This window comes from Kurthia populi, from assembly GCF_042686175.1.
GTDB lineage: Bacteria > Bacillota > Bacilli > Bacillales_A > Planococcaceae > Kurthia > Kurthia populi.
In genome coordinates, this window is sequence record NZ_JBHUOR010000042.1 from 39,810 (window position 1) to 61,512 (window position 21,703).

General features: G+C 39.3%; 16 protein-coding genes and 2 riboswitches. Of the genes, 12 read left to right on the plus strand and 4 right to left on the minus strand.

Annotated features, from left to right (window positions below; all coding sequences use genetic code 11):
• Positions 1-35: 35 nt before the first annotated feature.
• Both ACFSY7_RS08835 and ACFSY7_RS08840 read left to right on the plus strand, forming a co-directional pair.
• A complete protein-coding gene (locus ACFSY7_RS08835) occupies positions 36-968 on the plus strand; it encodes an AEC family transporter (protein WP_380147639.1) in 933 nt (310 codons plus the stop codon).
• 63 nt (positions 969-1,031) lie between these two features.
• On the plus strand, positions 1,032-1,172 hold the full coding sequence (locus tag ACFSY7_RS08840) for a hypothetical protein (RefSeq protein WP_186439699.1): 141 nt from the start codon (positions 1,032-1,034) through the stop codon (positions 1,170-1,172).
• A 178-nt stretch (positions 1,173-1,350) separates the two neighbouring features.
• On the opposite strand, the gene ACFSY7_RS08845 is transcribed toward ACFSY7_RS08840, so the two are convergent.
• Positions 1,351-2,838, minus strand: a complete 1,488-nt coding sequence (locus ACFSY7_RS08845; protein WP_380147640.1) for a catalase — start codon at positions 2,836-2,838, stop codon at positions 1,351-1,353.
• A gap of 461 nt (positions 2,839-3,299) precedes the next feature.
• On the opposite strand from ACFSY7_RS08845, the gene ACFSY7_RS08850 reads away from it, so the two are divergent.
• From ACFSY7_RS08850 to ACFSY7_RS08870, 5 genes are all read left to right on the plus strand, one after another.
• Positions 3,300-4,352 carry a nitric oxide synthase oxygenase gene (locus ACFSY7_RS08850; protein ID WP_380147641.1) on the plus strand — a complete coding sequence of 351 codons (1,053 nt, stop codon included), beginning with the start codon at positions 3,300-3,302 and terminating at the stop codon, positions 4,350-4,352.
• Positions 4,353-4,452: 100 nt separating this feature from the next.
• Complete coding sequence (locus tag ACFSY7_RS08855) at positions 4,453-5,280, plus strand: response regulator (protein ID WP_126989551.1); 828 nt, start codon at positions 4,453-4,455, stop codon at positions 5,278-5,280.
• Positions 5,277-6,323 (plus strand): HEAT repeat domain-containing protein, encoded by a 1,047-nt coding sequence (locus tag ACFSY7_RS08860; protein WP_380147642.1) that lies wholly within the window; start codon positions 5,277-5,279, stop codon positions 6,321-6,323. The genes ACFSY7_RS08855 and ACFSY7_RS08860 overlap by 4 nt, the downstream gene beginning before the upstream one ends.
• The gene (locus ACFSY7_RS08865; RefSeq protein WP_370323578.1) at positions 6,307-7,698 is read left to right on the plus strand and encodes a glycosyltransferase family 2 protein; all 1,392 of its coding nucleotides are present in this window, start codon (positions 6,307-6,309) and stop codon (positions 7,696-7,698) included. Before ACFSY7_RS08860 ends, ACFSY7_RS08865 begins: the two co-directional genes overlap by 17 nt.
• Positions 7,699-7,710: 12 nt before the next feature.
• On the plus strand, positions 7,711-10,869 hold the full coding sequence (locus ACFSY7_RS08870; protein ID WP_380147643.1) for a hypothetical protein: 3,159 nt from the start codon (positions 7,711-7,713) through the stop codon (positions 10,867-10,869).
• A gap of 797 nt (positions 10,870-11,666) precedes the next feature.
• On the opposite strand, the gene ACFSY7_RS08875 is transcribed toward ACFSY7_RS08870, so the two are convergent.
• Positions 11,667-12,872 (minus strand): CynX/NimT family MFS transporter, encoded by a 1,206-nt coding sequence (locus ACFSY7_RS08875; protein WP_126989547.1) that lies wholly within the window; start codon positions 12,870-12,872, stop codon positions 11,667-11,669.
• 180 nt (positions 12,873-13,052) lie between these two features.
• Positions 13,053-13,231, plus strand: a riboswitch (Lysine riboswitch).
• Positions 13,232-13,354: 123 nt separating this feature from the next.
• Here ACFSY7_RS08875 and ACFSY7_RS08880 point away from each other — a divergent pair.
• From ACFSY7_RS08880 to ACFSY7_RS08895, 4 genes are all read left to right on the plus strand, one after another.
• A complete protein-coding gene (locus ACFSY7_RS08880; RefSeq protein WP_380147644.1) occupies positions 13,355-14,806 on the plus strand; it encodes an amino acid permease in 1,452 nt (483 codons plus the stop codon).
• A 250-nt stretch (positions 14,807-15,056) separates the two neighbouring features.
• A riboswitch (purine riboswitch) is annotated at positions 15,057-15,158 on the plus strand.
• Positions 15,159-15,286: 128 nt separating this feature from the next.
• Positions 15,287-15,856 carry a xanthine phosphoribosyltransferase gene (locus ACFSY7_RS08885; RefSeq protein WP_380147645.1) on the plus strand — a complete coding sequence of 190 codons (570 nt, stop codon included), beginning with the start codon at positions 15,287-15,289 and terminating at the stop codon, positions 15,854-15,856.
• A 15-nt stretch (positions 15,857-15,871) separates the two neighbouring features.
• Entirely contained in the window at positions 15,872-17,221 is a 1,350-nt protein-coding gene (locus ACFSY7_RS08890) for a nucleobase:cation symporter-2 family protein (RefSeq protein WP_126989544.1), read from the plus strand.
• Positions 17,222-17,405: 184 nt separating this feature from the next.
• The gene (locus tag ACFSY7_RS08895; protein ID WP_126989543.1) at positions 17,406-18,191 is read left to right on the plus strand and encodes an SDR family oxidoreductase; all 786 of its coding nucleotides are present in this window, start codon (positions 17,406-17,408) and stop codon (positions 18,189-18,191) included.
• A 140-nt stretch (positions 18,192-18,331) separates the two neighbouring features.
• On the opposite strand, the gene ACFSY7_RS08900 is transcribed toward ACFSY7_RS08895, so the two are convergent.
• Entirely contained in the window at positions 18,332-18,922 is a 591-nt protein-coding gene (locus tag ACFSY7_RS08900) for an SLOG family protein (protein WP_126989542.1), read from the minus strand.
• A gap of 224 nt (positions 18,923-19,146) precedes the next feature.
• Between ACFSY7_RS08900 and ACFSY7_RS08905 the strand changes: the two genes are divergently transcribed.
• On the plus strand, positions 19,147-20,196 hold the full coding sequence (locus ACFSY7_RS08905; RefSeq protein ID WP_380147646.1) for a 2,3-butanediol dehydrogenase: 1,050 nt from the start codon (positions 19,147-19,149) through the stop codon (positions 20,194-20,196).
• A 154-nt stretch (positions 20,197-20,350) separates the two neighbouring features.
• Here the strand turns inward: ACFSY7_RS08905 and ACFSY7_RS08910 are convergent, their stop codons facing one another.
• Positions 20,351-21,346: a hypothetical protein gene (locus ACFSY7_RS08910; protein WP_380147647.1), complete on the minus strand. Its 996-nt coding sequence runs from the start codon at positions 21,344-21,346 to the stop codon at positions 20,351-20,353.
• Positions 21,347-21,703 lie beyond the last annotated feature (357 nt).

Sequence of the window (21,703 nt, forward strand, 5' to 3'; positions counted from 1 at the left end):
ATAATGAAAATGAAATAACAATTTGAGGTGACAGAATGTACTATTTAAGCATGATTTTCTTTCAAGTCGTTGCGCCCATTTTGCTATTACTTGTATTAGGTGGCGTTATTCAAAAACGATTTCAATTTAATTTAAAAGCATTATCAAATTTGGTGACATTTTGTTTAATGCCCGCTGCGATTTTTTTAAATATTTATGAAACAGAAGTTGATGCGGCGGTACTCGGAAAAATTCTTCTTTATTTATTCACGTTTATTTTCTCACTCATGCTAATTAGTAATTTACTCGTGAAAATCCTGCGCTTAGAAGGAGCGAAGGCGGCAGTATTTAAAAATAGCATCGTCCTTATGAACTCCGGAAACTACGGCTTGCCCGTAAGTCAGATGGTTTTTAGTACACAACCTCTTGGGACGGCGATTCAAATTATTACGATTGTCGTTCAAAACTTAACGACCTATACGTATGGTTTATACAATTTGATTGCAACTTCAAAAAAAGGGCTTGATATTTTACGTGATATTATTAAATTACCGATTGTTCATGCACTTATTTTAGGCTCGATTATGAATTATTTTGATATTCCGCTACCACAGTTTGTTAGTATTCCACTGAATCATGTAGCAGATTCCTTTATTGCGATTGCACTTATTACCTTAGGGGCACAGCTCGCGAAAATTAAAATGAAAACATTGTTTAATAAGATGCTGTATTTAAGCTGCTTTGGTCGTTTAATTTTAGGACCTGCTGTGGCAATGGTGCTCATTTATTTATTCCGATTTGACGGCATTGTGGCACAATCACTGCTCATTGCGAGCTCATTCCCGACATCACGAAATAGCTCCTCTCTTGCACTTGAATATGATGTAGAGCCTGATTTAGCAGCGCAAACAGTACTTGTAACAACGATTGTCAGCTGCTTGACCGTTACAATTGTGATTTATATGGCTCGTTTATTGTATCCAGTTTAAATTTGTATAATTGGTTATTGTGTAGTAAAATATGGCTAAATAATGAAAGGAGGCCGTTATTCGATGAAGAAAAAACTAGTATTCGTGTTGGCGGCGTGCATTCTTGTACTCACAGCATGTGGTCCAAACGATAACGAATCGAATGATGACCGAGACCGTAATTATTACGCATCAACAACTGTAAATGACAACGACAACTTATAATTTTTTATAATAGATGGGGCTGGGACATATGTGTTAAAATCACCTCTCCTATGAATAGAAGAAAAACCGGAATCGTGCTGTAGCGCGGTTCCGGTTTTTCGTTATGAACGTAAAAAAAAGAGAAGTAGCCAAAGCCACTTCTCTTTTATAGACGGATAATTGTCGGATTATCTAGTGTCTAGAAGTATTTGATTTCTTTATTTAGGTCGATTGAATTGATATCGATGCCTAAAGCTTTTGCAACACCTTCACCATAAGCTGGATCCGCTTTATGGCAGTGGATGATGTGGCGTTCTTTAATGAAGTCTTCTACGCCATTCATTTCTGCAGCAGTGTTGTTGAATAATTGTTGTTTTTGGTCGTCATTCATTAAGTTGAATAATTTACCTGGTTGCTCGAAGTAGTTACTATCATCTTCGCGGAAGTCATAGATGTCAGCAGGTCCATCAAGTTGTAATGCAGGGTCTTTGTATTCTGGTTGACCATGTAATGCACCGTAGCTGTTTGGATAGTAAGTGATTGCAGAACCACGGTTACCATCTGCACGACCTTGACCATCGCGGTGGTATACCATGAATGGACATTTTGGTGCGTTTACTGGAATTTGGTGATGGTTAACGCCTAAACGGTAACGTGTCGCATCTTGGTAGCCGAATAAACGAGCTTGTAGCATACGGTCAGGTGAGAATGAGATACCTGGTACAACGTTTGATGGTGCGAAAGCAGCTTGCTCAACATCAGCGAAGTAGTTTTCAGGGTTACGGTTTAATTCGAATTCACCAACTTCGATTAGTGGGTACTCAGATTTGTACCAAACTTTTGTTAAATCGAATGGGTTATCTTTATGGTTGCGCGCTTGTTCTTCTGTCATAACTTGGATGAACATTTTCCATTTAGGGAAGTCACCTTTTTCGATTGAATCGAATAAGTCACGTTGTGAAGATTCGCGGTCAGAAGCGATGATTGCACCAGCTTCTTCGTTTGTAAGGTTTTCGATACCTTGTTGTGTACGGAAGTGGAATTTCACATATACGCGTTCGTTTTCAGCGTTGATGAATGAATATGTGTGAGAACCGAATCCATGCATATGACGGTAACCATTTGGAATACCACGGTCAGACATAACGATTGTTACTTGGTGTAATGCTTCAGGTAACATTGTCCAGAAATCCCAGTTAGAATTTGCATTATGCATATTCGTTTTAGGGTCACGTTTTACAACGTGGTTTAAGTCTGGGAAGTGTAATGGGTCACGGAAGAAGAATACAGGTGTGTTGTTACCAACCATATCCCAGTTACCTTCTTCAGTGTAGAATTTTAATGCGAAACCGCGGATATCACGTTCAGCATCAGCAGCACCACGTTCACCAGCTACTGTAGAGAAACGCGCGAACATCTCTGTTTGTTTACCTACTTCAGAGAAGATTTTTGCTTTTGTATATTTTGTAATATCATTTGTAACAGTAAATGTACCGAATGCACCTGAACCTTTTGCATGCATACGACGTTCTGGAATTACTTCACGGTTAAAGTTTGCTAATTTTTCAATTAAGAATACGTCTTGTAATAAAACTGGTCCACGACGGCCAGCTGTTTGTGTATTATCATGTGATACGACTGGAGCGCCAGTGATTGTCGTTAACTTTTCATTGTTATTGTTCGTCATTCATATTGCCTCCCATATGTTTAATCATCTCTTCAATCATTACTATAACAGAAGTTATTTAGAATGAAAAGTAAATAATAATTATTATTGTTTAGAAATTATGATAGTTAATTGAAAAATGTGCAAATCGACATTTCTCCTTATTATAATAGGTCAACATTAATTTATACCCTTTTAATGTGCAAAAAAACATTTGAAATGATTAAAAATCGCTATTTTTCTTTTAAAATAAATTAAGTGATTTTCTCATTAACATCATAAAAATAGTGATAATAAGTGCTCTAATTGATAATTATTGTTTTTTTAAAGTTAAAAATCTAGAAGTATGCGAAAGGCAAATGTCCATTTGTGACAACTTCTTTACATGGATATAAAATACATATTTTTTGCGAGGAAGAAAGATTGTACAATCAACAACAGAGTGCACATTATTAAGACAGACTTATTTTAGGGAAGTGAAGATGTTGTTAGAACAAGTACGAATCTTTTTAGAACAATACACAGCGGAAAATAAACTAGCACAGTCGTATGTTGAAGAGCGTTTACAGCAATTCACAGCTGCAGGAGCTGTCGATTACACAATAGAAGAAATGGATTACGCGCTAAAGCTTGCATGGCGTAATAGTAACAAATGCATTGGTCGTCTTTTCTGGAAATCATTGCATACATTTGACCGACGACATTTAAAGACAGCACAAGAAATCTATGAGGCGTTACTGGCGCATATTGACTACGCGACAAATGGTGGGAAAATTCGTTCGACGATTTCAGTCTTTGATCCAAGTGTGCGCATTTGGAATCATCAGCTTATTCGTTATGCTGGTTATAAAACAGCAAATGAGATTATTGGAGATCCAGCCTCTGTTGAATTCACGCAGAAATGCCAAGAGCTTGGTTGGCAAGGTGCGGGTGGTCGTTTTGATGTTTTACCACTTGTTATACAAGTAGGGGATGCGGCACCCGTCGTTTTTGATATTCCAAAGACGCATATTTTAGAAGTAGAGCTACGCCACCCGACGCTTGAATGGTTCCGTGAGCTTGGCTTGAAATGGTATGCTGTACCGATGATTTCAGATATGAAGGTTGAAATTGGCGGATTAGATTTTGTATCCGTTCCGTTTAATGGCTGGTATATGGGCACAGAAATTGGTGCTCGAAATCTGGCCGATTCAGAACGCTACAATATGCTACCGATTATTGCAGAGAAGATGGGCCTTGATACGTCTAAAAATATGACGCTTTGGCAGGACTACGCACTTGTCGAATTAAATCGTGCGGTATTGTATTCATATAAGGAAGACGGCGTATCGATTGTCGACCATCATACGGCGGTTGAACAGTTTCTTCTATTTGAAAAACAGGAGCAACAGGCAGGGCGTGAGGTGACAGGCAACTGGGCGTGGCTTTTACCACCGATGTCCCCAGCGACAGCGGCGATTTATCATCGCCCGATGGACAATACAAAACATAAGCCGTTTTATCGTTATCAACAAGCACCTTATCAAAATAGGTAAAAAGATTCATTTTTAGGAACAAGGACCGAAAATATTTAAAAATGTGAAAAAATGGGTATAGTATTTTTTGCATATTATTAGTGAAAGTGAGGTTAGGAAGATGGGAGAATTACCGAAACTCATATCTGAATCTGAAGTAAAAAGGATTTTTCAATTTTTTCAAAATCAGATTGATCGACAAGCTATTGTTGTATCAGTTATTGCTTTGCGTCCAGTTGGCGAGACGCCATTTGAGAAGCTACAACAAATACTTCTTGAAACTGCACGCTCAAGTAACTTATATTTTTTACTATCAAAGGATGTAATAGGCATTGTATTATATGAAGCAACGCAAAAAGATGCGCAATTTTATTTGAAGCGTTTAGAACGAGATTTTCCACAACTAACGTGGCAAGCATCCATTTGTGAATTGCGCCAGAAAGTAGCAGATTTTCAATTCATTAAAGAGGAGCTAATAGAACAGCTACCGACAACTACAACTATCTTTGAAAAAAATATTAGTACGCGTTTTAGTCAGCGCAAAAAAATGAAGAAAAAAGTTAGCATTGTTGAAGCAAATGATGTAGCTCGTCATTTGCTTGAAAATGCCATTCATACGATTAAGCTTCCGAATGTGGAAATTGCGCTTCAGACATTTTCAGATGGAGAAGCTTTTTTGGCGTCTGATTGGTATCAATCAGAGCACGAACATATCGTGCTACTTAACGCAAAATTGCCACGAAAAAATGGTCTGCAAGTCGTCAGTGAACTACGTGATTTACCGAATGACCGGAAGTTTTCGATTTTCTTAATGTCTCGGTTACCTGCAGCTGAGGATCAAATTTCAGCGTATGAGCATGGCGTAGATGCCTACATAATACGCCCGTTTAATCTCGGCGTGTTAAGCGCGCAAGTTAAACAAAAATTAATGAAGAGGGCACATAAATGACAGGTGTTGTATGGCTTTCTTATGGCGTAGTGGCGGCATTTATTGTGCTAGTTTTGATTATGCTTTATGTATCAATTGATACGAAAAATTATCAAAAAAGACAGCAACAAATTAAAAGGGATGTGCAGGAACATACGGCCGCGTGCTATCGCTATTTTATTGAAGGAGACGATGACAGTTGCGTGATTGCTAATACGAATGAAGAATTTGAAGCAATTGAAGAAATTGTAGAAAGCTATATTGCTTATGTCGAAGATGAGGCCATTTTAACGCGTATTTATCAGTATATGGACACATATTATAGCGCAACATATCGACGACAGTTAGGCGGTAATGATACGACAAAGCGTATTAATGCGCTGTATCAAATTATGGATTTTCATATTATTTCACTCTTGCCAGAGGTAAAAGAAATGCTGCTGAAAAAGCATATTACGCTGAAGGAATGTTTTATTGGCCTAAAGATTGTTGCGACATTAGAGGAAGAGAGCACGTACAAATTTTACGTGCACCATAAATCAAAACTTGCCGCAAATCAAGTAACGATGATTGTGAATTGTATGACCGATGATAGAATTTACGATATTGTCGACCATGAGCATACGGATATCGAATGGCTGGTGGCAGCATTAAAGGTGATGGCGAAGCGCCAATTGGCGTATTCAAGTCTTGTTGTGCACGAGCTACTCCATCATGATGTGCAGATTGTGCGAGACGAAGCATTACAGGTGCTTAGTGCCATTGGGACCGAGAAATCATTGATGGATTTTGAAGAGTATTTTTACTCAGAAGATGCAGATAGCCGGATGCTGTTTGCGAAACTTGCATCCCAGTATAAGCTCGAAGATGTGTCTGCTTATTTAGTTGTGCTAGCGCAGGATAAGTCGTTTCTTGTACGTCAGGCTGCGATTCATGCGATTGCACAATATCCAAAGGGACAAGAGATGTTTGAGCGAATGCTTGAGACGATTGATGACGCGTATATGCATGATTCCATTCATACTTATCTGAAAGGAGGACATGAGCATGTGGCATTGGATTAATCTTTTTTTCCAAACGCTTATTTTAATTTATATGTTCATCGTTATTGGTGTCTATGTGATTATGCTGATTTTCTCGTTGATTGAACTTTATCGCGGGCGCAATATTTCACGTGAGTCGGTAGATGAGGAGCTACAGGATGTTGACTATGTTTATCCATTGTCGATACTCGTGCCAGCTTATAATGAAAGCATTAATATTATCAATACGGTCCAATCACTGCTGAGTAGTCGTTACCCCGAGTATGAAATCATCATTATAAATGATGGTTCAAAGGACGATACGTTAGAAGTAGCGATAACGCATTTTAAAATGAAAAAAGTACATCGTGTCATTCAAACAACCTTGCCATCGAAGGATGTGCGCGGTATTTATCAGTCAACGATTGATCCACGTATTTTAATGATTGATAAGGAAAACGGCGGAAAAGCAGATTCATTAAATAGTGGTATTAATTTATCAAAGTATCCGTACTTCTGCTCGATTGATGGCGATTGTATTTTAGGGGAAACATCGCTTGTACAAGTGATGGAGGCGTTTGTGAAGGACCCGAATGTCATTGCGGCAGGTGGTAATGTCAAAATTGCGAATGGCTCAGATATTCAAATGGGGACATTAATGCGTTATGGTATGTCGGATAAGCCGCTTGTGATGATGCAAGTTATCGAATATTTCCGTGCTTTTCTTATGGGGCGCATTACATTTAGTCGCTTCAATATGGTGTTTATTATTTCTGGCGCCTTTAGTATTTTCTCGAAAAAGGAAGTTGTCGAAGTAGGGGGTTACTTGCGGGATACAATCGGTGAGGATATGGAGCTTGTCGTGCGTCTACATCGCTTGATTCGCAAAAAACAAAAGTCTAAAAAAATTAAGTTTTTACCGTATCCAGTATGCTGGACAGAGGCTCCTGAAACGTATCAGCAGCTGAAGCGTCAGCGTAGTCGCTGGCATCAAGGGTTAATGGAAAGCTTATGGCGTAATAAACAAATTTTCGCAAATCCCAAATACGGTAAGCTAGGCTTTATCGCCTTTCCGTATTTCTTATTTATCGAATGCTTAGGACCGATTATCGAATTTGCGGGCTACTTATATGTGATTTTCGCCTTTTTCACAGGTGGTGTGTATTTAGAGTTTGCGTTGTTATTACTCTTATTATTCGTTATCAATGGCGCACTATTTTCGATGGTATCTGTCATTATGGAGTCATGGCTAATGAAGCGTTACATATCAGTAAAAGATATTTGGCGCTTATTCGTCTTAGCCATCACTGAAATCTTTTGGTATAAACCATGTACATTATGGTTCCGTCTACTCGGCTTGTGGAATTATGCTCGCGGTAAAAGTAGCTGGGGCGAAATGGTTCGAAAAGGCTTATAAGGGGATGCGACGATGAAAAAATTACTGATTATTTTTGGTGCGGCCATAGCGCTTTTACTTGTGATTTTTGGGGGCTGGCAATTGAAAAGTGACCAAAAACTCTCGATTGCGATTATCGATAAAACAGTTGCAACGACGGAGTATCAAGAGCATCAGGGGTTAAACTGGCTATTAAAAGCAGAGAAATATGTAAATGATAAGGGAGAACCGTATGCCCTAACAGATTACTTTGGCTATCATCCTGAGCAGGACCAGCCTGTAGGGAAACTCCCGACATCATATGACGATACGAATTTGATTTATATTGCAGATACATATGGTGTCTATGAGGAGAAGCAAGGACAGGCTAAGCCGAAAAAGCTCGATGGTGGGCTGACGATGGATGAATGGAATGCGGTTTTTAAACGTCTTGAAGATGATAAGGCGGTTACGCTTGTAACGGAATTTAATACACTCGCATCGCCAACAACGACCGAGGTACGTGAGCATATGAGCAGTGTACTTGGCATTCATTCGTCTGGCTGGATTGGCCGTCATTTTAATGAATTATCACTCGACAATCCGGATATGCCGAGTTGGTTAAAGAACGAAAAGAATTGGCCGTATAGTGGCGCTGGCTTTGTGCTTGTGAATGAGGAACAAGAGAAATACTTTATTCTCAAGGATGACAAGGATGTGGCTAGTAAACTTACGGTGAAGTACACCGAAGCGGGTCAAAAAGCATTTGATTTAACAGAGTCCGTCGCATTTAATGGCTGGTTTGATATTGTTGAAAGTGAATCAGCAGAAGCGACACTCGCAAACTTCCACTGGGATTTAACGGATTCAGGGAAGCAGTTAATGAAAGAACATGGTGTGCCAACAAAATTTGTCGCTGTTAATAAAATGACGATGAACAATGCGACAGCGTATTACTTTGCGGGGCAATTCAATGTAACACCGTCTGTGCCGAATTACTATCAATTCCTTGGTGTGGAGATATTGAATAGTTGGATTAGTCATTTTAGTAAGGAAACGGGCTTCTACTGGGATGCATATGTACCGATGATGAAAAAGGTACTCGCCCAAACGACCGCACAAAAAAATAAAAAGGTAGCGGCCCTCAAAAAACCAAAGGAAGTTCAATATGTGTCGCGCATTCATGACAATGATATGCAGGTGCAAGTGAATGGAAAATGGCAGTCAATGAAAATTCAAGGCGTCAATGTAGGGATGGGAAAACCCGGTACGTTCCCTGGACAGGCAGCGATTACGGAAAATGAATATTATAAATGGTTCCAAGATATTGGTAAGCTTGGCTCCAATACGATGCGTGTTTATACGGTGCAACCACCTGGGTTTTATAATGCATTGAAGCGTTATAACGAAGCACACGAACAAAAGCTTTATTTGTTGCATGGTACGTGGATTGATGAGGAACGAATTGTTCATAAGGGTAATGTCTTTGACAAGCAGGCGACAACGGAATTCCGTGATGAAATTCGCCACATCGTCGATATTCTTCATGGCAATGAAATGATTGCTTATAAAAAGGGGCATGCAACAGGGGCCTATACAGCCGATGTGTCAGAGTATGTCATCGGTTGGGTGCTTGGCATTGAGTGGGACCCAGTGATGGTGAAGTCAACGAATAAGAAAAACAAAGCAGTTGGCGACTATAAAGGCACATATGTATATACAAAGGGTGCATCGCCATTTGAACATTGGATTGCTGAAAATCTAGATTATGTCGCAAAATATGAAAAAGATAAGTATAACTGGGTTCGTCCACTAAGCTTCACAAACTGGGTGACGACAGATCTACTGGAGCATCCTGAGGAGCCTGATCCAGAGGAGGACTTAGTATCCGTCAATCCGAATGTTATTCATTTAAAAGGGGACGTAACGAAAACACAGCAATTCGCAAGCTATCATGTGTATCCGTATTATCCTGAATCGCTGAATTACCAATACAATGATTATATCGATTTTCGTGGCAAGAAAAATAACTACGCAGCGTATTTAAAGGATTTACATGCAGCACATGATATGCCGGTGTTAATCGCAGAGTTTGGGATTCCATCATCACGAGGAAAAACGCATAATAACGTCAATGGTTGGAATCAGGGGCATATGTCTGAAACACAACAAGGCGAGACACTCGTTCATTTATTCGAGGATATTTTACATGAGGATATGATGGGCGGCTTAATCTTTACCTGGCAGGATGAATGGTTTAAGCGGACGTGGAATACGATGGATTTAGATGACCCAGATCGTCGTCCATTTTGGTCAAATGCACAGACGAGTGAGCAGCAATTTGGCTTATTGAGCTTTGATGTATTAAAGGTGAAGGTCGATGGGGATGATCGTGACTGGGAAGGCGCAAAGACCATGTATGAGTCAAGTGGGCCAATCAAGTCACTCATGATGCAGCATGATGAGCGCTATGTGTATTATAAAATTCAAATGAGTGCTGATGCGAAGGGGTATCCGATGCTCATGCTTGATACGAAGCAGACGCAAGGTAATACAAAGATTAATAACTATAAGTTGAAAACTGAAAATGGACTCGAGTTTATCGCACCGTTAAAATCAGCGAAAAATGCTCGTCTACTTGTCGATACACAGTATGATATTTATGCACTGTATTACGGCAAATACGATCCAGAAAATATTACGTATCATCCTGAAAAAAATACAGGAAATTTTACGAAAATTAATTATGTACTAAGCAATGAATTAAACATCCCAACAACGAAAGAAAAAATCCCATTCGTTGGGTATGAAACGGGTAAATTACTTGAAGGCAATGCGAACCCTGAAGCAGAAGACTATAATTCTCTTGTCGATTTTAATATAAATGAAGAAGAGCATTTTATTGAACTACGTGTGCCGTGGTTGCTCATGAGTTTCTCAGACCCAAGTTTGAAGGAAGTAATTGGCGATATTGATAAGCCGGATTATATGGCACGTGAAAAGGTAGACGGCATTCACGTAGGTGTTGCCTTTATGAATGATGAGGACAAAGTTGTTCAAACGTTGCCAGCAAAAAAAGGCAATACGATTAGTCCGTTCAAACAATATACATGGGCAAACTGGGAGCAGCCGAACTCGATTTATCGTCTGAAGCCATCCTACTACATGGTACAGGATGCCTTTATGAAAAATGAACAAGCCTTTGTGAAATAACGAAATGAGGCTTTGACATACGTGTAAAAATCACCTCTCATAGGAGCATAAGAAAAACCGGAATCGCGCGGTGGCGCGGTTCCGGTTTTTCATTGCGAACGCTAAAAAAAGAACATGACGTGTTTTGCCCCAGTCTCATTTTTTTATGCACTGTCAGAAATCATTGATTGCTTCAAGGAGCGGGTTTTGGCTACGACATATTTCTAAATAAGTGCCAAACTACGTCTATTTTCGTACGTAAAAAGAGAGTTTTAATAAGCATCATGCAGAAAGCTGTCAACGAAAATTTTTATTTGCGATTTTTTCATAGATGTTTATTATTTTTAAGATATGAAAAAGGCCCGTTTTCGGTTGTTTTCGGCAAAAACAGGTGCTTTCAGGCTCTCCGAGGGTTGTTTTTGCACGAAAACTCGGATTTGATCAGTCTAGCATGTCATTTATTGAAACAAATCAAAAATGCGCCATGCAGCACGTTTTTTCTAAGTGAAAGAGAACCGTTAGAGGCCGAAAATAGACCCGAACTCGTGAAAAATGGGCTGAAAACGACCCTTCTTTGTCCGGTTTTGATAAGATGCTGTACAAAGTTATTGTACGTATCAACCGAAAAAAACATAATTATTTGATATGAAATGCTATTTGGACAAATGATTAGCGTTTCACTAGGTTCATAGACATAGCGCTGACACTTATTAAAAAATAAGTCGTATGCAAAAGACGCTTTCTAGCAGGATGTGGCTTTTTAAATAAATGATTCGAAATAAAAAATGGTGTGACATTTAAACGTCACACCGCATGTATTAATCATTTGTTACATACCGATCTTTCGCGCTCGCATAGGAGAAGAAGAATAAAATAATCGCAACGGCTAAGTAAACAAAGTTCGCGCTATGGAAGCCGCCAGCGTAATCATGTACGAAGCCGTATAATACCGGACCGGTTGCGGCTAATAAATAACCGATGGATTGCCCAAAGCCTGATAGCTCCGCTGCCTCGTAAGCGTTACGTGCACGAACAGAGAAGAACATCATACAAATACCAAACGATGCACCACCCGCAAGCCCTAGAAAAATCATCCACAACCATGTGAGGCTCGTCCATTCAAGTAAGAGACCACCAAAACCGATTAAATAAAACAGTGAAAACATCGCAACAAGTGGGCGCTGGTCGCGTGTACGGCCCGCTAAAATGGGAATAATAAAGGTCATCGGAATTTGTGAAAATTGTAGTACAGAGAACATTGCACCCGATGCACTCGCACTCATTCCTTGCTCGGTAAGCATTGCCGGAACCCATGCGACGGTCGTATAAAATAAAAATGACTGAAAGCCCATCGCGAAGGTCAAAGCCCATGTCAGGGGATATTGCCAAATTTTCTTTTTCGGTGGCTTACCTGAAAGATTGGCTGCATTTACATGATCCGTCTTTTTCGTTTGTGGTAGCCACACGATAATCGCAATAATGATAAAAACAAGCCAAATGGATAGCGTGCCTTGCCAGCCAAGTGCTGTGGTTGCGATTGGATAGCTTACACCTGCTGCTAGACTTGCTGTTACATTCATCGAAACGGTAAAAATGGCTGTCAGTAGCCCGATTTGAAGCGGGAAGCGAAGCTTAATGATGCTTGGCATCAATACATTACTAAATGCAATACCGATACCGATTAGCACTGTGCCGATGTAGAGCATCGTGCTACTGCCAAGCGAGCGTAAAATAACACCGATTGCTAAAATGAACATCGCAATAAATAAAGTGCGCTCGATGCCAATTCGGCGAGATACCTTTGGAACGATTGGTGAGACGACGGCAAATGCTAGAAGCGGAATCGTCGTAATGAAGCCTGCTATAACATTTGAAATATGTAGGTTATCACGTAAAATTTCGACAATTGGGCCGACTGATGTTATCGGGGAGCGCATCGTAAAGGAAATACAAACGATGCCTAGTACGAATAACCAGGTCGCCTTCGTCCATTTGCGTGAAGTTTCAAAATGTGATTGTTCCATATTCCTCCTCCTATTCCTGAATTGAACTAAGCGTAACAGGTTCGACAAGTAAAGTATAGAAACAAATTATTAGAGGATTACATAAGTTTTAATGTCAATTAAGTCTTGAAGTGAATTGTGTTTTATATTAGAATGAAACGAGTATTAAAAAGAATATTGCAATGCCTCATCCAGCAAAAAAGGTGAGGTAGAGGTCGCGAACGTTATTAGTATCATTTTCGAGATGAGAAAGCATTACTGACAAAATGAGAAAGGAACGTTTGCCGAAGTATTTCAAATGCTTTTATCATTTGAATGCTGGGGCTGTCGCTTAATAGGTGCAGAACTGTCACGTAACAACGTGTTGAGCTATCTTTAATCTAAGTTTGGTGGGACTACTGTATACATACAACCCATTTTAGAGAAAGTTCTAGAATGGGTTTTTTTATTCAGAAAAACCACTGTTAGACCTTGATACGCAATAGGAAAAGAGGAAATTTTTTATGAGCAACAATACAGAACAGCTCGAGTTGAGCCGTGGTCTTAAATCGCGCCATATCACGATGATTTCGCTTGGTGGTACGATTGGGACAGGTTTATTACTAGCAAGTGGGAACTCGATTGCACAGGCAGGTCCTGGTGGCGCACTTTTAGCTTATGCCTTAATTGGTGTGATGGTGTACTTCTTAATGACCGGTCTTGGTGAAATGTCGGCTTACATGCCAGTATCATCTACGAGCACATACGCAACACGTTTTATTGATCCATCACTTGGATTCGCATTAGGTTGGAACTATTGGTATAACTGGGCAGTAACAATCGCGGCAGAAGTAGCGGCCGTAGCACTTGTTATGAAATATTGGTTCCCAGATACACCTTCATATATTTGGAGTGCTGCATTCCTTATTATTATTTTCTTACTGAACTATTTATCAGTAAACACATTTGGTGAAAGTGAATATTGGTTTGCGTTTATTAAAGTCGCAACGATCATCATTTTCTTAATCGTATCATTCTTAATGATCTTTGGTATTATCGGTGGGAAAGCGCCGGTTGGCTTCACAAACTTCTTTGAAGGTGACGGTCCATTCCACGGTGGTTTCTTCGCAATACTAGGTATTTTCCTAGCAGCAGGGTTCTCATTCCAAGGGACAGAATTACTTGGTGCGACTGCTGGTGAAGCAAAAGATCCTGAAAAAACAATTCCAAAAGCCGTGAAATCTATTTTCTGGCGTATTTTATTATTCTATATTCTAGCGTTATTCGCGATTGGTTTATTATTACCTTACACAGACCCTCGCTTAGTGAATACTGATGACAATGTAGCGATTAGCCCATTCACATTAGTATTTGAAAATGCGGGTATTGCGTTTGCGGCAACATTAATGAATGCGGTTGTGTTAACAGCGATTTTATCAGCAGGTAACTCTGGCTTATACGCATCATCACGTACATTATGGCAGTTAGCAAAAGACGGCTTAGCGCCAAAAATCTTCTTAAAATTAAACCGTAAAGGCGTGCCAGTAGCTGCATTAGTATTAACGGTATTAGTAGCCTGCCTAGCGTTCCTAACATCATTCTTCGGCACAGGTGAAGTATATATGTGGTTATTATCTTCATCTGGTATGTGTGGCTTTATCGCTTGGATTGGGATGGCCGCAAGTCATTACCGCTTCCGTCGCGCATATATCGCACAAGGAAAAGATTTAAATGATTTACCATATCGTTCTGGCTGGTACCCATTTGGTCCGATTTTCGCCTTTATTTTATGTGCGATTATTTTAGTCGGCCAAGTTCAAGACTTTATGGGTGGCGACATCGACTGGGTAGGAATGACGGTTTCATACATTAGTGTACCGATTTTCTTACTATTATGGATTGGCTATAAAGTGAAACACAAAACAAAAGTATACAAACTACAAGATGTTGATTTAGAAACGGATCATCGTCAGTAGCTAAAAAAAAGAGTCGCATTGCGGCTCTTTTTTTGTTCGTAAAACGATATAAAACGAAAAACTTTTCATATCATAAAATTGACGTTATATACAAAAATGAGAAAAATGTTCGTGAAACAGCTAAAAAAACGTGCATGAGCAAAAGAATGTTAAGAAATTAGTTTATTTTCATAATATTCAAAATAAATAAAATTCTTAAACGTGTATTGATTTTAAGAAGTAGAGTGATATACTTTGTACATTATTTCTTTTAAATAATAAACAACTTACTCATATAATAGTGGGGATATGGCCCACGAGTTTCTACCAATTCGCCGTAAATGAATTGACTATGAGAGGCAATTATCCAAAACGTTTATTTCGTTTTATATTCGACTTAATACTCGATGTATATTGCCCTACTCGTAGAATTACGATTAGGGTAGTGTGCGTCGAGTTTTTTTATTTTAAAAAGTGAACATTCGAAGGGAGCCTTTCATCGTGAAAGCATTAGAACAAGCAATTTTAGCAAAAGGTAAAGTTTTATCAGAGGACGTATTAAAAGTGGATTCATTTTTAAATCACCAAATTGACCCAGCATTAATGCAAGCAATGGGCCAAGAATTTGCTGACTTATATAAAGATGCAGGCATTACAAGAATTTTAACATTAGAAGCATCAGGTATCGCACCAGCAGTAATGGCTGGCTTAGTCTTAGGCGTACCTGTTGTATTCGGCCGCAAACGTAAATCAGTTACATTACAAGACAATCTTTACACTGCGGATGTTTATTCATTCACAAAAAAAGTAACGAACACCATTTCAGTTTCTAAAGACTTTTTAGATAAAGAAGACACACTATTAATCATCGATGATTTCTTAGCGAACGGAGAAGCAGCGAAGGGCTTACTTGACGTTGCCAACCAAGCAGGGGCGAAGGTTGCCGGCATCGGAATCGTAATTGAAAAAGGATTCCAACCAGGTGGTAAAGCACTTCGCGAACAAGGATATCGCGTTGATTCATTAGCAATTGTTTCTTCATTGGAAAATGGCACAGTAACATTTGCTTAGGAGGCAATTAGGACAATGAACAAGGCAAAACTTGCGACATTAGGGATTCAACATTTACTTGCAATGTATGCGGGTGCGATTTTAGTACCGATGATTATCGGGGGCGCACTAGGCTTTAACGCCACGCAAATGACGTATTTAATTTCAATCGATATTCTGATGTGCGGCGTTGCGACATTACTTCAAGTAATGCGCGGTAAAGTATTCGGAATTGGGTTACCACTCGTTTTAGGTTGTACGTTTACAGCCGTTACACCGATCATCGGTATCGGCAATGAATTTGGCTTAGGCTCAATTTACGGTGCTGTTATCGCATCTGGTTTAATCGTTGTATTGATTTCAGGTTTCTTCGGAAAGTTAGTAAAATTTTTCCCACCAATCGTAACGGGCTCTGTTGTAACGATTATTGGGTTAACATTGATTCCAGTAGCATTTAATAATGCTGCCGGTGGTCAAGGTGCGAAAGACTTTGCATCAGCTGAAAATGTTATTTTAGCATTTACAACAATGCTTCTGATTGTGTTAATTTATCGCTTCTCTACAGGTTTTGTACGTTCAATTGCGATCTTAATTGGCTTAGTCGTTGGAACAGTCATTGCTTCATTTATGGGCAAAGTTGACTTTACGAATGTAGCAAATGCTTCATGGCTACATATGGTGAAGCCGTTCTACTTCGCGACACCAGAATTTAATCTTGTACCAATCTTAACGATGACGCTCGTCGCCATCGTGTCATTAGTCGAATCTACAGGCTCTTACTTTGCGCTTAGCAATATGACAAAAACACCAATCGACTCAAAAGCATTAGCACGCGGGTATCGCTCTGAAGGGTTAGCATCAATTATTGGTGGTATCTTTAACTCATTCCCGTACACAGCGTTTTCTCAAAATGTTGGTCTGATGCAAATGACAGGCGTAAAAAATCGCGCGGTTATCGTTGTGACAGGCGTTATGCTTGTAGCACTTGGCTTCTTACCAAAAATCGCTGCACTCGCAACAATCATTCCAACAGCTGTTCTAGGCGGGGCAATGATTGTCATGTTCGGGACGGTAATGTCACAAGGTGTTAAAATGCTAGCAGTTGCTATCGGTAAAAATGAAGGAAATGCGATGATCGTCGCTTGCTCATTAGGTATGGGTTTAGGCGTAACGGTTTTACCAGAAATATTCAAAGTTTTACCGAGTGTGCTTCAACTAATTACAAGTAACGGCATTGTAGCGGGTAGTTTAACGGCTATCATTTTAAATATTGTATTCAATATGATTCCTTGGAAAAGAGAATCATTATCTATGGAGGCGCAGCAGGAGTTAGATGCAGTGAATCCACGTAAACAATCAACAAAGTTCTCTGAAAAAGAGGCTTAACAGTATAGAAGAAAGAGACGAGGGAAAGAATTCCTTCGTCTCTTTTTTTATGGTATGATGATGAAAAATATTTTCTTTTTACAATTTTAACCTTTTATTAATGAACATGTTGTTTGTCGCTAGTTTCCGGGAATATAGTATATGAACACGAAATTTATTTTCATAAATTAGGAGGCGTTTTTTGATGTATGAAGATTTAAAAGGTAAGGTAGTAGCAATCACAGGTGGCTCAACAGGTCTAGGTCGTGCAATGGCACTTCGTTTTGCGAAAGAAGGTGCGAATGTCGCGATTAACTACTATAAAGACGAAGCAGAGGCGCAAGAAGTAAAGGCAGAGCTAGAATCTCATGGTGTCAAAGCCATTATCTTCGGTGGCGATGTACAAAAAGAAGAAGATGTTGTGAATTTCGTACAGACGACGATTAAAGAATTAGGGACACTTGATGTCATGGTGAATAATGCAGGAATCGAAAACCCTGTGCCATCACATGAGATGCCACTAGAGGACTGGAATCGCGTTATTGGAACGAATTTAACAGGGGCATTTTTAGGAAGTCGCGAAGCTATTAAATACTTCGTTGAACATGACATTAAAGGAAGCGTTATTAATATGTCATCGGTTCATGAAATGATTCCGTGGCCTTTATTTGTACACTATGCAGCATCAAAAGGCGGTATTAAGCTGATGACAGAGACCCTTGCACTTGAATATGCGCCAAAAGGCATTCGCGTAAACAGCATCGGGCCTGGTGCCATTGATACACCGATAAACGCGGAGAAATTTGCAGATCCAGAGCAGCGTGCAGATGTGGAGAGCATGGTGCCGATGGGCTTTATCGGCGAGCCAGAAGACGTTGCAAACTGTGCAGCTTTCCTAGCATCTGAGCAGGCGCGTTATGTAACGGGGATTACGTTATTTGTAGATGGTGGTATGACGAAATATCCGGACTTCCAAGCAGGTCGCGGTTAGATAGAAAGAGACTGGGACAAAACACGTCATGTTCCTTTTCTAGCGTTCGTAACGAAAAACCGAAATCACGCCACAGCGCGATTCCGGTTTTTTATGCTTCTAGGAACGGTTGTTTTTATACGTATGTCCCGTCTCTTTTTTTATTCAAAAGAATCTTTTTCCTGCTGCTCCCACATACGCTGCTGTTCTTCTTCAGCCACAACTTGTAAATCATAGGCATCAATCGTCAACAGCTCGTAGTCCGCGTTATGTTTATCGATATAAGTTTTTACAAGCTGCTTCACATATTTTGGTGAACCATCCTGCTCTTCATCATATAAAATTAAAAATGCATCTGAATGCAGGACGAAAAATTTATTTTTCTCAACAAATTGCCATGGTGCTTCATAAGGACGATTGGTAATTGCTGTTGTGAAATCAGCCTTTGCCATTATGTCATTATAATGAAGCTTTTTTTGCTCGTTCCAATTTTTTTCTTGGTCTAAAAACGGAATCATCACACCATATTGTAAGTTGGGAAACACTTCTTGAAGTTCCCATACAACCTCGACGACCCATGTTTCAACACCAAGTTGGCCGCTAACAAGCACCCATTCAAGCCCATCTTCTATTAATGGCAGCAATCGGTCCTTTAAAGCTTTTTTAATCACAGCCAATCCAGGATGTGAATCATTGAAAATACCTAGCTCCTGTGGTTTGTATCCTGTGACAGCTAATCGTTTAATCGCCATATTTTCACCTCGTTTAAATAAGCATATCACAGTGTAATAGCGAGAAAAACGAATGCAATCGACAACAATCATTTTCATTCAAAAAAGGCATATATTGTATGCCATATTGATATAGCGTAAAAGTGGCTGAGCATTGAAATTTTATGTGCATTGAACGATAATACAGTTGTATAACCGGTTACGACAATGCACGATAAAATTAATTTATTTGGAGGCGAAGGAATATGAAAGCAGCAGTATGGCATGGTGAGAAAGATATTCGCGTTGAAGAAAAGGAATTAAAAGCATTAAAGGATAATGAAGTAACTGTACGTGTCGCATGGGCGGGTATTTGTGGCTCTGATTTACATGAATATCAGGAAGGGCCTGTATTCATTCCTGTGAACGAGCCAGATGAACTAACAGGTGAAGTAGCGCCAATTATTATGGGGCATGAGTTTTCAGGTGTTATCGAAAAAGTGGGGAAAAACGTTACGAACTATAAAGTAGGAGACCGTGTTGTTGTGAATCCAACAATTACCCACGGAAATAAACCAGAAGACGTAGATTGCTATGATGGCTTCAGCTTTATTGGCTTACATGGTGATGGAGGCTTTGCAGCATTTGCGAATGCACCTGAGCATAACATTTATAAATTGCCTGATACCTTATCATTACAAGATGCGGCACTTGTAGAACCAACTGCAGTAGCTGTGCAAGCAGTAAAAGAAGGAAATCTCTTATTTGGTGACAATGTGGCTGTATTTGGCGCAGGTCCAATTGGTTTATTAACGGTGATTGCCGCAAAAGCAGCAGGTGCAAGTAATATTATCGTCTTTGATTTATCAGAAACACGTTTACAAATGGCGAAAGAATTAGGTGCTACAGCCATTTTTAATTCTGCTGAGGTAGATCCGGTAGAAGCGGTAAAACAATATGCGCCAGCGGGTGTGGACGTCACTTTTGAAGTAGCAGGCGTTGCCCCAACATTCAAATCAGCGATTGAAGTGACGCGCCCTCGTGGAACAGTAGTGATTGTATCGATCTTTGCGCGTCCAATTGAATGGAATCCAATGCAATTAACAAATACAGGTGTGAAGTTGACTTCAACGATTGCCTACACGCCAACTTCATTCCAGCAAACGGTTGATTTAATGGGCACCGGCCAATTACAACCGCAAGGCATTATTACTTCACAAATTGAATTAGATGATATTGTTGAAAAAGGCTTTGAGGCATTAACGAACGATAAATCTCAGGCTAAAATTTTAGTGAAATTAAGCGGTGACATGTAAGCACCAGCAACTATAAGAAAAGAAGCTTGGACAAAACACGTCATTTTTCTTTTTTAGCGTTCGCAACGAAAAACCGGAACCGTGCTACAGTACGATTCCGGTTTTTCTTATGCTCATATAAACGGTTGTTTTTATACGTATGTCCCAGCCTCTTTTAATTTGTGAAAAGTTCTTCATATAGAAGGAACTCCGGTAATGTGAATGCAAATTCTTTAGTGCTTACATTGCCAGTCATTTTATAAAATGCATAGCCTTCAAATAATCGAGCTATAACTTCTTCTATAGAAAGTAAATACTTTCGATAATCCTCTGGAAGCTGTGTATTAGATGAAATTTGTTGTAATGTTTCCGATGCTTGTAGCTGTTCATAAAGCTGCTGTCTTTTATATGCATAGACCTCATCATGTTTTTGATGTAAATCAATGAGATGACCGTATTCATGGAAAAAGGCAAGCTTCATTTGCTCGGGACGGTCATATTTATAGTAAAGACCAATCGTTTGCGTCGCAGTATCAAAGAAGCCATTCGCACCTTTTAGCCCAGAATGAAGGGCTAATGATGGAATCTTGACGAAGGTTTTGAAGGATGCTGATAAAAATATACAGCAGTCCTCAATAATTGTTAAGAAATTCAATGCTTTTTCACGTGGCATATAAGCAATAGACCATGTAGTAATAAACGGTGTTAATCGTGAAAAATCATAATGTTGTTGTAGTATGGTGGGCATATCTTTTGGAGCTTCGTTTTTTTGTTGCTGCTTTAAAGCGGATGCAGCATGCTCGACTTCAGTAGAAAATGCAGCATCGTGATTATGTTGTGCATCCCGAATGACAAATGAAGTACGTCCAATTGTATAGAGTGTTTGCTGATCAATTTGTAGAAGCAACTTATTTGCACGTCCAGGTAGCAGTGTAATAACAGGAATCAATGTATCAAATAACTGAATGGCAATTGTCGCTTTTGTAAAAGGAAATACACAGCACTGCGCAATTCCTTCTATAAGTGTAGTTAAAAATCCCGTCATCTTTGTCGCATTGCCATCAATTGTTAATAGGGTAGCGCAGGCACTTTCTTCTATAGTATGTTGCTGTGGTAATGAAATGATAGAATTTTCGTATGAAAAGGGAGTTGTTTTAACGTTAAAACCCAATGAAATCACCTCTTTATCTATCATATAACAATGTTTTTTTCATTGGTGAAGAAAAAAATAAAAAAATCATAAAAAACTATTGCATAATTGTTTTTTATAACATATAATATTTCTTGTCTTGAAAAACATAAGACATAAAAAAATGATTGACACACGTTAATCAGATTTGTTATTATCTAATAGTTGCTTAACAACTTCTGAAAAAAACATTAAAAACTTTTTAAAAAAGTTGTTGACAAACAAAAAGATATAATGATATAATAAGTAAGTCGTTAAGATAACGGCAAACGAAATGAACCTTGAAAACTGAACAAGCAAGATGTAATCACAATAAATTCGGTTCAATTGAATCGAAAA